General features: G+C 63.7%; 12 protein-coding genes. 11 read left to right on the top strand and 1 reads right to left on the bottom strand.

All coding sequences use genetic code 11. From position 1 onward, the window contains the following. Nucleotides 1-572 precede the first annotated feature (572 nt). From BSY239_RS16745 to BSY239_RS16715, 7 genes are read left to right on the top strand one after another with little or no spacing between them, the layout of a single operon-like run. Nucleotides 573-1,085 (top strand): hypothetical protein, encoded by a 513-nt coding sequence (locus BSY239_RS16745; RefSeq protein ID WP_069047792.1) that lies wholly within the window; start codon nt 573-575, stop codon nt 1,083-1,085. Nucleotide 1,086: 1 nt separating this feature from the next. Beyond that, nucleotides 1,087-2,439 carry a c-type cytochrome gene (locus tag BSY239_RS16740; protein ID WP_069047791.1) on the top strand — a complete coding sequence of 451 codons (1,353 nt, stop codon included), beginning with the start codon at nt 1,087-1,089 and terminating at the stop codon, nt 2,437-2,439. A 20-nt stretch (nt 2,440-2,459) separates the two neighbouring features. Continuing rightward, nucleotides 2,460-4,259 (top strand): cytochrome c oxidase subunit I, encoded by a 1,800-nt coding sequence (locus tag BSY239_RS16735; RefSeq protein ID WP_069047790.1) that lies wholly within the window; start codon nt 2,460-2,462, stop codon nt 4,257-4,259. Nucleotides 4,260-4,263: 4 nt separating this feature from the next. After that, the gene (locus BSY239_RS16730; protein ID WP_069047789.1) at nt 4,264-4,959 is read left to right on the top strand and encodes a cytochrome c oxidase subunit 3; all 696 of its coding nucleotides are present in this window, start codon (nt 4,264-4,266) and stop codon (nt 4,957-4,959) included. Between the two features lie 13 nt (nt 4,960-4,972). After that, entirely contained in the window at nt 4,973-5,674 is a 702-nt protein-coding gene (locus BSY239_RS16725; RefSeq protein ID WP_069047788.1) for a heme-copper oxidase subunit III family protein, read from the top strand. Nucleotides 5,675-5,690: 16 nt separating this feature from the next. Further along, nucleotides 5,691-6,080 carry a cytochrome C oxidase subunit IV family protein gene (locus BSY239_RS16720; protein WP_069047787.1) on the top strand — a complete coding sequence of 130 codons (390 nt, stop codon included), beginning with the start codon at nt 5,691-5,693 and terminating at the stop codon, nt 6,078-6,080. 22 nt (nt 6,081-6,102) lie between these two features. Further along, nucleotides 6,103-6,621: a DUF1269 domain-containing protein gene (locus tag BSY239_RS16715; protein ID WP_069049051.1), complete on the top strand. Its 519-nt coding sequence runs from the start codon at nt 6,103-6,105 to the stop codon at nt 6,619-6,621. Nucleotides 6,622-7,057: 436 nt separating this feature from the next. Here the strand turns inward: BSY239_RS16715 and BSY239_RS16710 are convergent, their stop codons facing one another. Continuing rightward, on the bottom strand, nt 7,058-7,942 hold the full coding sequence (locus tag BSY239_RS16710; RefSeq protein ID WP_069047786.1) for a LysR substrate-binding domain-containing protein: 885 nt from the start codon (nt 7,940-7,942) through the stop codon (nt 7,058-7,060). Nucleotides 7,943-8,134: 192 nt separating this feature from the next. Between BSY239_RS16710 and BSY239_RS16705 the strand changes: the two genes are divergently transcribed. The 4 genes from BSY239_RS16705 (at nt 8,135) to BSY239_RS16690 (ending at nt 11,794) form a co-directional block, all read left to right on the top strand. Beyond that, complete coding sequence (locus BSY239_RS16705; RefSeq protein WP_069047785.1) at nt 8,135-8,884, top strand: SDR family NAD(P)-dependent oxidoreductase; 750 nt, start codon at nt 8,135-8,137, stop codon at nt 8,882-8,884. A 39-nt stretch (nt 8,885-8,923) separates the two neighbouring features. Beyond that, entirely contained in the window at nt 8,924-9,910 is a 987-nt protein-coding gene (locus BSY239_RS16700; RefSeq protein ID WP_069047784.1) for a TRAP transporter substrate-binding protein, read from the top strand. 77 nt (nt 9,911-9,987) lie between these two features. Continuing rightward, nucleotides 9,988-10,503 (top strand): TRAP transporter small permease, encoded by a 516-nt coding sequence (locus BSY239_RS16695; protein ID WP_069047783.1) that lies wholly within the window; start codon nt 9,988-9,990, stop codon nt 10,501-10,503. 31 nt (nt 10,504-10,534) lie between these two features. Continuing rightward, nucleotides 10,535-11,794, top strand: coding sequence for a TRAP transporter large permease (locus BSY239_RS16690; RefSeq protein WP_069047782.1), 1,260 nt, complete (start codon nt 10,535-10,537; stop codon nt 11,792-11,794).

The raw sequence follows: 11,794 nt of genomic DNA, 5'->3' as shown, positions 1-11,794 counted from the left end.
CTCCAAGGCGAGCGCCGCACACTCAGGGCGAGAGTGGTGTCGCTTCGTAGCACGGCTAAGAAGCGGTCATTGGTGAATTGCCGGTATCAGTCTGGTGCCGTCCCTCAAAGGGTCAGATGTGCAGCGATCCCGCACACCGGGCTTCCCGATCAGAGAAGCCTCACTTGGCCAAGTGCCGCCGCTGGTCACCGGCACCTACCGGAGATGTCATCCGTGACTCAGGCCAAACCGTGCATTCAGCGCTCGCAATGAAGTGCGCTTCATCGAACGCTTTCGCACCCGACGCCTGATCTTTCCAGGCCATCGGCGCCAAGCGCACCGTTGACTGCGAGAAGACAGGAAACTGCATCAACACGCCGGGCGGCAGAGCGAGACGAAATTGCATCCCGGCATCGCGTCGCAGAGGTCCAATGAGTCGCCATTTCACTGCGCTGCATTGCACAATTTCCCGTGAGCCAGCGCTCGAGCGCACTTGCTTGCGTTGACGGGTCAACGGGTGTACAAAGTTTCCCGGCGTTGTTCCGGCGCAGGCCGGACAGCATGGGCACAACTCTCGCACGAGGGAGGGCGCCATGGAAACGTTTCTTGGTTTGCGCAGCTGGCACTGGCGTGCGACGGACTGGGTCGCCGCAGCTGTCTCCGGTTTCGCCGCGGGTGCCGTGTTGATGATCCTGGACCTGGTCTGGTCGACCATATTCAACCCTGACGGCCCCTGGCGGACCTCACACATGATTGCGCCGATCTTCAGCGGCGCAACCGACAGCCTGCAAACGGGCGATTACCGCTTTAGCGTCAGCGTGGTCATCATCGCGCTGCTCACCCACTACGTGCTGGGCATCGTCTTCGGACTGGTGTTAGCGGTCATTCTGGCGCAGCTCCGACTTGACGCCGAGCTGCTGCCGGCATTGGTGACGGGCGCGTGCGTCGGCTTGCTGTTGTACGTGGTCAACTTCGAAGGGCTCACCGCATTCTTTCCCTGGCTTGCCGGTCTGCGTGGCACGGCCACCCTGGCCGCGCACCTCGTCTTCGGCTGTGTGGCCGCATTCCTCTACTGGCGGCTGAAGCGAACTGCGACGGAGTCCTAGCATGGCGATCGCCCTCGCACTCGTCATCCTGGCGCTGGGCTCGGTGCTCTTCCACTTCCTGAGCCCTTGGTACTTCACGCCGATCGCTTCCAACTGGCAGGCCATCGACACCACGATCACCATCACCTTCTGGGTGACCGGATTTGTCTTTGTCGCGCTCAGCCTCTTCATGGCCTGGGCGGTGATCCGCTACCGCCATCGCCCAGGGTCCCACGCCCAATACCAGCCCGAGAACAAGAAGCTCGAGTGGTGGCTGCTCGTCCTCACAGCCGTCGGCGTCGCCGCCATGCTCGCGCCCGGCTTGGTGGTGTGGTCGCAGGTCGTCAACGTGCCACGGGAGGCGCAGGTGGTCGAGGCAGTTGCGCAGCAATGGCACTGGTCCTATCGCCTGCCCGGCAAGGACGACAAGCTCGGAACCACCCACGCCCGCTACGTGACAGACACCAATCCCTTCGGCATGAATCCCAACGATGTCGCCGGCCGCGACGACATCCTGCTGACCACCCCGGAACTGCGGGTGCCGCTGGGCAAGCCGCTCAAGCTGCTGCTGCGCTCCAAGGACGTCCTGCACAACTTCGCCATTGCCGAAATGCGCGTGAAGATGGACATGGTGCCCGGCCTCGTCACCTATGCCTGGTTCACGCCCACCCGCAAGGGTTCCTTCGACCTGCTGTGCGAGGAACTGTGTGGCGTCGGCCACTTCGCCATGCGTGGCCGCCTGGTGGTGGACGAGCCTGCGGCTTACGCTGCCTGGCTGGAGAAGCAGCCGACCTATGCACAGTTGCGCGACACGCCAGCTGCCAATGCCGCCATCGGCAAGAACCTCTATGCCGCCTGCGCGGCCTGCCACGGCGTCAACGGCGAAGGCAACGTGGCACTCAACTCGCCCAAGCTCGCGGGGCAAGGCGCGTGGTACCTCGAGCGGCAGCTGCACCTGTTCAAGAGTGGCGCCCGGGGGACGCACGAGAAGGACACCTTCGGCAAGGTGATGGCACCCATGGCGGCCACGCTGGCGGATGGCAGCGCCGTCGCCGACGTGGTGGCCTACATCGCCTCGCTGCCCGACACCCGGCCGGCGGGCACCATCAAGGGCAACGCCGACAAGGGGCGCGCGCGCTGGGCCACCTGCGCCGCCTGCCACGGCGCCGAGGGCCAGGGCATCGCCGCGACCAACGCGCCGCGGCTGCAGGGCATGAGCGACTGGTACATGGCCACGCAGCTGAAGAACTTCCGTGACGGTGTGCGCGGTGCGCACCCGCAGGACATCTACGGTGGCCAGATGGGACTGGTTTCAGGAATGCTCAAGGACGACGCCGCAGTCGGCGACATCCTCGCCTACATCAACACGCGTTGAAACCGCACTTGGGAGGCTGAATGGGTACTCATGTTGCGCACGACGAAACGGAAATCGCACCGCCGGCGGAAGTGGCGGAGGTCCAGCTTCATCACCCGAAAACTTTCATCGGCAAGTACATCTGGAGCCAAGACGCCAAGGTCATTGCGATCCAGTATGGGCTGACGGCCATGGCCATTGGTCTGGTGGCGCTGGTGTTCTCCTGGCTCATGCGATTGCAGTTGGGCTTTCCTGGCCAGGTCTCGTTCATCGATCCGGCTTTCTACCTGCAGCTGGTGAGCATGCACGGGATGATCATGGTGATCTACCTCTTGACGGCGCTGTTCCTGGGAGGCTTCGGCAACTACTTGATCCCGCTGATGGTGGGCGCACGCGACATGGTGTTCCCCTACCTCAACATGCTCAGCTACTGGGTCTACCTCGCGGCCGTGCTGATCCTGGTGGCCAGTTTCTTTGTGCCGGGCGGACCCACCGGCGCCGGCTGGACGCTCTATCCGCCGCAGGCCATCCTGGACGGCACGCCGGGCGCCAACTGGGGCATCTTGCTGATGTTGATCTCGCTGGGCGTATTCGTCATCGGATTCACCATGGGTGGCCTCAACTACGTGGTGACCGTGCTGCAGGCGCGCACCCGCGGCATGACCATGATGCGGATGCCGCTGACGGTGTGGGGCATCTTCATGGCCACGATCATGGCGCTGCTGGCCTTCCCGGCCCTCTTCGTGAGTGCCATCATGATGTTTCTCGACCAGACGCTGGGCACCAGCTTCTTCATGCCGGCGCTGGTCTCCAAGGGCCAGCAGCTGGACCACACCGGTGGCAGCCCGTTGCTGTTTCAGCACCTGTTCTGGTTCTTCGGCCACCCGGAGGTCTACATCGTGGCGCTGCCGGCCTTCGGCATCGTGTCGGACCTGATCAGCGTGCACTCGCGCAAGAGCATCTTCGGCTACCGCATGATGGTGTGGGCGATCCTGATCATCGGCGGACTGAGTTTCATCGTGTGGGCGCACCACATGTACGTGAGCGGCATGAACCCGTACTTCGGCTTCTTTTTCGCCACCACCACCCTGATCATCGCGGTGCCCACGGCGATCAAGGTCTACAACTGGGTGCTGACCCTGTGGAGGGGCAATATCCGCCTGAACGTGCCGATGCTGTTCGCCATCGCCTTCATCTTCACCTTCGTCAACGGCGGCCTGACGGGGCTGTTCCTCGGCAACGTGGTGGTCGACCTCCCGCTGTCGGACACCATGTTCGTCGTGGCCCACTTCCACATGGTGATGGGCATTGCACCGGTGTTGGTGGTGTTCGGTGCCATCTATCACTGGTACCCCAAGATCACAGGGCGCATGCTCGACGACACCCTGGGCAAGTTGCACTTCTGGGTCACCTTCGTCGGCACCTACGCCATCTTCTATCCCATGCACTACCTGGGCTTCATGGGGATCCCTCGGCGCTACTACGGCTTCGGCGGCACCAACTTCATCCCGGACTCGGCGCACATGCTCAATGTCTGGATCTCGTTGGCGGCCTTCGTGGTCGGTGCGGTGCAACTGGTCTTCCTCTACAACCTGGCGCACAGCTACTTCAAGGGCAAGCCCGCAGGCGGCAACCCCTGGCAGGCCACGAGCCTGGAATGGATGACGCCCGAGACACCGCCCGCCCACGGCAACTTCGGCCGAGAACTTCCCACGGTGCACCGCTGGGCCTACGACTACGGCGTTCCGGGCCTGAAGACCGACTACATCCCGCAGAACGTGCCGCCCTCGGAAGTGGCGGCCGAAGCGTGGGCAAGGAACGATCCACCGGCAGGAGCCTGATGCCATGACCATCGGCCTGATGTTCTTCCCGCTGCTGGTGGCCGCCATCGTCTGGTGGCTGATGCGGCAGACCCTGGAGGAGCCCTGGCACGCCGAGGTGGTGGTGCCCCAGGTGCACGGGGGGCTGGTGACCAAGCCCACGGCCAAAGTGGCACTGTGGGTCTTTCTCGGTGTGGCCAGTTCCCTGTTCGTGCTGTTCGCCAGCGCCTATGTCATGCGACTGGACCTGACCGACTGGAGTCCCATTCCGCGGCCGCGCCTCCTGCTGGTCAACACCGTCTTCCTGGCGGGCGCCAGCCTGGCCATGGAATGGACCGTGTACTCCGCGCGCCGGGCCGACGCCGGCAACGTGCGCCACGGTCTGGCCGCCAGCGGCTTGCTGACCTTCGCCTTCCTGGCAGGCCAGCTCTACGTTTGGAAGCAGTACCACGAGGCAGGCTTCCTCCTCACCAGCAGCGCGGCCACCGCCTTCTTCTATCTGTTCACGGCGGTGCACGGCCTGCACGTGTTGGGCGGGTTGGTGGCATGGGCGCGGGCCTCGCTGCGGGTCGGGCGTGGAGTGGACGCCGCGCGCATGCGACTGGCGTGCGAACTGTGTGCGACTTATTGGCACTACCTGCTGGCGGTGTGGGTGCTGCTGTACGCACTGCTGGTGTCGGAAGACCTGGGGTTGGCGATCTGTTCCGCCACGCCCCTCTGACCGGAGTCGAGCCATGGCGAACGAAGCGTTGGTGGCAGGCGAGGGCTGGCGCGGCGCCGTGCGTGACGTCGCCTCGGACCAGCGCGCGTTCAAGGGCGTGCCCTGGGGCAAGCCGATGATGTGGATCTTCCTTCTTTCGGACTGCTTCATCTTCGGCAGCTTCCTGATCGCGTACATGTCGGCCCGCATGTCAACGGTGACACCCTGGCCCAACCCGAGCGAGGTGTTCTCGCTCATGATGTTCGGCGAGAACGTGCCCCTGCTGCTGATCGCCATCATGACCTTCGTGTTGATCTCCAGCAGCGGCACGATGGCGCTCGCGGTCAACTACGGCTACCGGCGCGACCGCAGGACGACCTTCTGGCTGCTGGTGGCCACCGCGGCGCTCGGGGCTACCTTCGTCGGCATGCAGGCCTTCGAGTGGTACAAGCTCATCTCCGAGGGCGTGCGGCCCTGGGGCAACCCCTGGGGCGCGGCGCAGTTCGGCGCCTCCTTCTTCATGATCACGGGCTTCCATGGGACGCACGTGAGCATCGGCGTGATCTTCCTGGTCATCGTCGCCGCCAAGGTGGCGCGTGGAGACCTGGACCACGAGCGGCCCGGCTTCCTCACCGGCCGCAACGGCAACTACGAGATCGTGGAGATCATGGGCCTGTACTGGCACTTCGTGGACCTGGTCTGGGTCTTCATCTTCGCGTTCTTCTATCTCTGGTAGGCCAAGGGAGCCTGACATGGACCACGCAGAACACGGTCAGCACGAAGGGCACGGGGCAGGCTCGCACGAACAGGGCCAGCAGCATCCGCTGGGCCTCTACTTCAAGATCTGGGGTCTGCTCTTCTTGCTGAGTGCCGCCTCCTACTTGGTGGACTACATGCAGGTGCAAGGCCCGTTGCGCTGGTCGCTCATCATCATCTTCATGCTTCTGAAGGCTGGGTTGATTGTGGCCGTCTTCATGCACATGGCATGGGAGCGCCTGGCCCTTGTCTACGCCGTCTTGGTGCCACCTCTGCTTTTGATCACGCTGATCGGCATCGGTGCGCTGGAGGCCGACTACACCTTCCTGTCGCGCAGTGAGTTCTTCGCGCCGGTGGAGGAACTCAAGACAAGCGCAAATCATTGAAACCATCCCAAAGGAGTTGATCATGCGCAAACGTATCTATTGGCTTCTGCCCGACCTGAAAAGTGCCCGCGCCACGATGGACGACCTGCTGCTGGCGCACATCGAGGAGCGCCACATCCATTTCGTCGCCCGTGAGGGCACCGACATGCGCGGCCTGCACGCGGCCAACGTGCTGCAAACCTCTGACGTGGTGCGCTCGGCCGAGATTGGCCTGCTCGTCGGCGCGGGCCTAGGCGGGCTGCTGGGGGCACTGGTGGCCGTGTTCTATCCCATCGGGGGTGACGAGGCGCAACTGGGATTGGTTGTTCCCGGACTGGCCATCTTTGGCGCTCTGTTTGGCATCTGGACTTCCTCCATGATCGGCATCTCCACGCCCAGCAAGCGCCTGCAGCGCTTCGCTGCGCAGATCGAGCGTGGTCAGGTGCTGCTGATGGTGGACGTGTCCATGTGGCGTGTCGAGAGCATCGAAAAGCGGCTGCAGGCATTGCATCCCGAAGCGCACCTGGAGGGGACCGAGCCGGACATTCCCGCGTTCCCCTGAGCAGTCTGCCACGGCAGGCCCGGCGCGCCGCAGCGCCGCACGGTCAGGAGCAAGCTCGTCCGCCCTAGCGGGCGAGGCTGCCTTCATGTGCCCTGGAGCGGGTGCGACCGACAGCTATGCTACGGCTCCATTAGGAGCCAGCCGTTTTGCAGCGATTGCCGTCGTTTGATGCTAACAGGCGTACTCAGGCTGACCCCGGAGAAGGGCATGCTGGGTACGGCAACAGACACCGGCCCGAATGGCAGTTGTACGGAGTGTTGCGGTCATAGTGCCTCCGCAATCCGGTCTGCGCCGAGCCAGCGACCGCTCCCCAATCACTTGGACTGGCGGTATGAACCACTGCCGTCAAATTGGTGGGCGGAGTGAATGCCATGGGGTAGTCAACCAGTACATGAATGCGCACGGAGTGAATCAGTAGCGGATCAGGGCAGCATCGTCAGGTCTTCGCTGCTTCGCCATGCAGCCATGACAGGAACGCCTCGACCGCTGGCCGTTTTGCGTGTCGCTCCGGATAGACGGCGAAGTGCGCCTTCACGCGGATCACCTGGTCCATGCCGAAAACCGCCTTGAGCCTTCCATCGGCCAAGTGGCCGCCCGCATTCACCGCGCTCTCCAGCGCAACCCCCAAGCCTTGTGTCGCTGCGTCGAGCGACATCTGGGCCCGGTCAAATCGCAGCGGAAAGCGATCTGGCGCGCGTAGACGCGTGAAGCGACCGAGCCAGTCGGACCACTGCACCACGCTCACATTGCTCTGAATCAGAGGTACCTCCAGCAATTGCTCGACTTTTTTGAGCTTGTGCTGCTTGATAAACGCCGGACTGGCCATGGGCACGATGGATTCTTCAAACAAGGGCTCCACCACAAGGTCGCCCCACTGCGGTGTGCCGTAGCGGATGTCGATGTCCGACTGGCCGAGCGCGAAGTCACTGGGCGTGTGGGCGGCCGAGAGGTTCAGCGAAATGTCGGGGTAGGCCTGTGCGAAGTGGTGAAGTCGCGGAATCAGCCAGAGGCTGGCAATGCTGGGTGCCGAATGCACATAGAGGCTGTTGCGAATGCCCTGGCGCAAATCGTCGGTCGCTGCGGCGATGGCCGTGAGCGCAGCGCCCACATGCAGCAGATAGTGCTCGCCCGCCGGGCTCAGACGCACACCGTGCGCGCTGCGTTCAAACAGGCGGATATCCAGTTGCGCCTCCAGCCGAGATATCTGATGGCTGATTGCCGATGCGGTGAGGTGCAATTCAGTTGCGGCCAGTGCAAAGCTGCGGCGGCGCGCCACGGCCTCAAAGGCTTGCAGGTTCGCAATCGGGGGCAAGGCGGGCATGGGGACAACCCTGACGTCAAATGACAAACTGTCATCTTACGCTGACATTTAATCGCTTGTCATCATCCTGAGCGACTTTCAAAATCCGCTCCAAGAACAGGAGGCAAGGCACCCCCAAGTGCCACGCCATAGAAAGCCCCATCCGGGGCGGCGCGTCTCCTGATCTTGTTCAACACACAGGAGACAAGACACATGCTGCTCAAAGACCAGGTTGCCATCATCACCGGCGGTGCCGGCGTCAATGGCCTCGGTTTCGCCACCGCACGCCTGATGGCTGCCCAAGGCGCCAAAATTGTCATTCTCGATCTCGAACGTGCCGACCCGGCTGCCGCTGCTGCCTCACTGGGCTCAGGCCACATTGGCCTGGTGGCCGACGTGACCGACAAGGCCTCGTGTGAAGCCGCAGCCGCCGCGGTGCTCAAGGCCTTCGGCCGCATCGACACGCTGGTGAACAACGCCGGCATCACCCAACCGGTCAAGACGCTGGAGATCACCGGCGCCGACTACGACCGCATCCTCGATGTGAGCCTGCGTGGAACTCTCTACATGTCGCAGGCCGTGCTGCCCACCATGCAGGCGCAAAAGAGCGGCTCCATCATCTGCATCTCCTCGGTGTCGGCGCAGCGCGGCGGTGGCATCTTGGGCGGGCCACACTACTCCGCTGCCAAGGCCGGTGTACTGGGTTTGGCCCGCGCCATGGCGCGCGAGTTCGGTCCCGAAAGCATCCGCGTCAACTGCATCACCCCCGGCCTGATCGGTACCGACATCATCAAGGGCAAGCTCACCGAAGAGAAGAAGGCCGAGATTGCCGAGACCATCCCGCTCGCCCGCCTGGGGCGCGCCGATGACATCGCTGGCGCATGTGTGTTCTTGGCCAGCGACCTCTCCAACTATTGCACCGGTATCACGCTCGACGTGAACGGCGGCATGTTGATTCACTGACTTTTATTTTTCCCACCACAAACCGACAGGAGACAAACCATGCAACGCAAGACCTTCACCCGCACCCTGCTCGCTGTTGCTGCACTAGCCGCAGCATTGCCCCTGGCAGCCCAGGCCCAGGCCACGAAACTGACGCTCGGCCACGGCGCGGCGCCGGGCAACCCTCGCCACGAGGCCGCGGTCAAGTTCGCCGACGTGCTCAAAGCCAAGTCGGCTGGGCGCATCGAAGTGCAGGTGGCCCCTTCGGGTCAACTCGGCGACGATGCCGCCATGGTGACGGCGGTGCGCACTGGCGCGCTGGACATGTCGGCCAACTCGCAGGGCGCAGTGTCATCCGCCGTGCCCGAGTACGCAGCCTACGGCATGCCGTTCATGTTCTCCACGCCCGCACAGGCCTTCCAGTTGCTCGACGGCCCGCTGGGCCAGGAGCTGGCGCAAAAGTCGGCTGACAAAGGCATGGTGGTGCTGGGCTACTGGGACAACGGCATCCGCCACATGACCAACAGCAAGCGCCCGATCAACAAAGTCGAAGATATGAAGGGCCTGAAGATGCGCACCCCGCCCGACGCGGTGCTGGTGGACATCATGCAGGCGCTGGGTGCTGAGGCACAGCAGATCAAGTTCGCCGAGCTCTACGTGGCGCTGCAGCAAGGCGTCGTAGACGGCCAGGAGAACCCGCTGGTCAACATCCATGCCAGCAAGCTCTACGAAGTGCAGAAGCATCTGGCGCTGACCAGCCACATGTTCCAGATGACGCCGTTCCTGATGAGCAAGCGCAGCTGGGATCGCCTGTCCGAGGCCGACCGCAAGGCGGTGACCGAGGCCGCCACCGAGGCCACCGCGCTGCAGCGCAAGCTCTCGGCCGACGCCGATGCCAAGCTGCTCGACGACCTCAAATCCAAGGGCGTGCAGGTGACCACGGTGGACAAGAGCGCCTTTTCCAAGGCCACCGCTGCGGTGGACGACAAGTGGCTGGCCACCCCCATCGGCCCGTACCTCAAGAAGGTCATCGCCGCCGCGCGCTGATCGCCACCCGCATTCCAGCCAGTCCTTCCCTGTAGCCGCTGCATGGGCCTGTGCCCTTGCAGCCAAGGAGTATTCCGATGAACCTCGTTGAACGGGCCGTCGTTGCCTTGTGCCGTCTGTTTCTGTGGATCAGCACGTCTGTCATCTTCGTGATCCTGGTGGTCAACACCGTGCTGCGATACGCCACCGGCAGCAGCTTGCAGTGGGCCAACGAGGTGCCCGAGCTGCTGTTTCCCTGGCTGGTCATGTCGGGCGTGGTGCTGGCGGCGGCGCACGGCGCCCACATCACCACCAGCTTCCTGATGGACACCATGCCCACCGCACTGCGCCGCTGGGCGTCCATTGGAACCTGGCTGGTGGTCGCGGCCCTCTACGCCACGCTGGCCTGGGCCACCTACCAGATGCTTGAGATCGTGCACGACGAGAAGTCAGCCATCTTGCAGGTACCGGGTTCCGCTACCTACGGCTGCGTCATGGTGGGTCTGCTGATGCTGGGCCTGCTTGCGTTGAAGTCGGCCTGGAATGCCTGGAAAACGCCGCCGGTGGAGCACCACCCTGGCGAAGAGCTCGTCGTGCCCACGGCGCACTGGTGAGCCGCCCGCCACACACGTAAAGGAACTCACCATGAGTGCTCTCATTCTTCTGGTCTTTCTCGGGGCGGCCGTGCTGGCCATGCCCATCGCACACGCCTTGCTGGTGGCAGCCATGGCTGCCGCTGCCACCTCCGATCGCGTCCCTCTGGACCTGCTGGTGCAGCAGATGGTGGCGCAGGTACAGAGCTTCCCGCTGATTGCCATCCCCTTCTTCATGCTCACCGGTTCCCTGATGATGGGTGGGCGCCTGGGTGCTGCGCTGGTGGGTGTCTTGTCGACGCTGATCGGTCGCTTCCACGGCGGCCCGGCGCAGGTGGGCGTGCTCTCGTCCACGCTGTTTGGCGGCGTTTCGGGCTCGGCCGTGGCTGACGCATCGGCCATCGGCTCGCTGCTGATTCCTTGGCACAAGCGCTTGGGCTATCCACCGGCCTTCTCGGCCGCCACGCTGGCCGCGGCCGCGACCATCGACATCCTGATTCCGCCGTCGATCCCGATGATCCTGTTCGCACTGACGGCCAATGCCTCCATAGCGGCACTGTTCGTCGCCGGCATCCTGCCTGGCCTGCTGATGTGTGGCGGCTTCATGTTCATGTGCTGGTGGGTCGGGAAGCGCCGCAACTTCCCGCGTGACCTCACACCGATCGACTGGAACGTGTTCCGCACCCACCTGCTCTATGCGTCGCCGGCCTTGCTCCTGCCGGTGCTGATCGTGTTGTTCCTGCGCTTCGGCATTGCCACGCCGACCGAAGTTGCTGTGCTGTCCACGCTATATGCCGGCGCCGTGTCAGTCGCCGTGTACCGAGACCTCTCGTTCAAACGCCTGAACGACGCGGTGGTGTCCGCCGGCCTTGCCACGGGCGTGGTGCTGCTGGTGATCATGGCCTCCGCCGCCATTGGCTGGCTGCTCACCTACGACCAGATGCCCTCGGGCGTCGCGAACTGGGTGACGCAGAACGTGGATCAAGACTGGGTCGTGATCCTCATCATGAACCTGATGATGCTGTTCCTCGGTATGTTCATCGACCTGCCCGCAGCCATCCTGCTGCTCACCCCGGTCTTCTTGCCCCTGGCCCAGAGCATCGGCATGGACCCGGTGCAGTTGGGAATCATGATGGTCGTGAACCTGGCGGTGGGGCTGTACACGCCCCCGGTGGGCACCACGCTTTTCATCACCAGCGCTCTGGCCAAGGTCAAGGTCGGCCAGACAGTGCGTGAACTCGGCCCCTTCTACTTCGTCGCCTTTGCCGTGCTGGCCCTGGTGTCCTACGTGCCCGCAGCCATCCTGCGCTGA

This window comes from Hydrogenophaga sp. RAC07 (assembly GCF_001713375.1).
Classification (GTDB): domain Bacteria; phylum Pseudomonadota; class Gammaproteobacteria; order Burkholderiales; family Burkholderiaceae_C; genus Hydrogenophaga.
This window is presented reverse-complemented; position numbering and strand designations above follow the sequence as displayed.

What these genes read in the sequence shown, in the direction of transcription:
- BSY239_RS16700 (WP_069047784.1), top strand. Translation starts at nt 8,924, where the DNA reads ATGCAACGCAAGACCTTCACCCGCACCCTGCTCGCTGTTGCTGCACTA.
- BSY239_RS16725 (WP_069047788.1), top strand. Translation starts at nt 4,973, where the DNA reads ATGGCGAACGAAGCGTTGGTGGCAGGCGAGGGCTGGCGCGGCGCCGTG.
- BSY239_RS16690 (WP_069047782.1), top strand. Translation starts at nt 10,535, where the DNA reads ATGAGTGCTCTCATTCTTCTGGTCTTTCTCGGGGCGGCCGTGCTGGCC.
- BSY239_RS16730 (WP_069047789.1), top strand. Translation starts at nt 4,264, where the DNA reads ATGACCATCGGCCTGATGTTCTTCCCGCTGCTGGTGGCCGCCATCGTC.
- BSY239_RS16735 (WP_069047790.1), top strand. Translation starts at nt 2,460, where the DNA reads ATGGGTACTCATGTTGCGCACGACGAAACGGAAATCGCACCGCCGGCG.
- BSY239_RS16705 (WP_069047785.1), top strand. Translation starts at nt 8,135, where the DNA reads ATGCTGCTCAAAGACCAGGTTGCCATCATCACCGGCGGTGCCGGCGTC.
- BSY239_RS16740 (WP_069047791.1), top strand. Translation starts at nt 1,087, where the DNA reads ATGGCGATCGCCCTCGCACTCGTCATCCTGGCGCTGGGCTCGGTGCTC.
- BSY239_RS16710 (WP_069047786.1), bottom strand. Translation starts at nt 7,942, where the DNA reads ATGCCCGCCTTGCCCCCGATTGCGAACCTGCAAGCCTTTGAGGCCGTG.
- BSY239_RS16695 (WP_069047783.1), top strand. Translation starts at nt 9,988, where the DNA reads ATGAACCTCGTTGAACGGGCCGTCGTTGCCTTGTGCCGTCTGTTTCTG.
- BSY239_RS16745 (WP_069047792.1), top strand. Translation starts at nt 573, where the DNA reads ATGGAAACGTTTCTTGGTTTGCGCAGCTGGCACTGGCGTGCGACGGAC.
- BSY239_RS16720 (WP_069047787.1), top strand. Translation starts at nt 5,691, where the DNA reads ATGGACCACGCAGAACACGGTCAGCACGAAGGGCACGGGGCAGGCTCG.
- BSY239_RS16715 (WP_069049051.1), top strand. Translation starts at nt 6,103, where the DNA reads ATGCGCAAACGTATCTATTGGCTTCTGCCCGACCTGAAAAGTGCCCGC.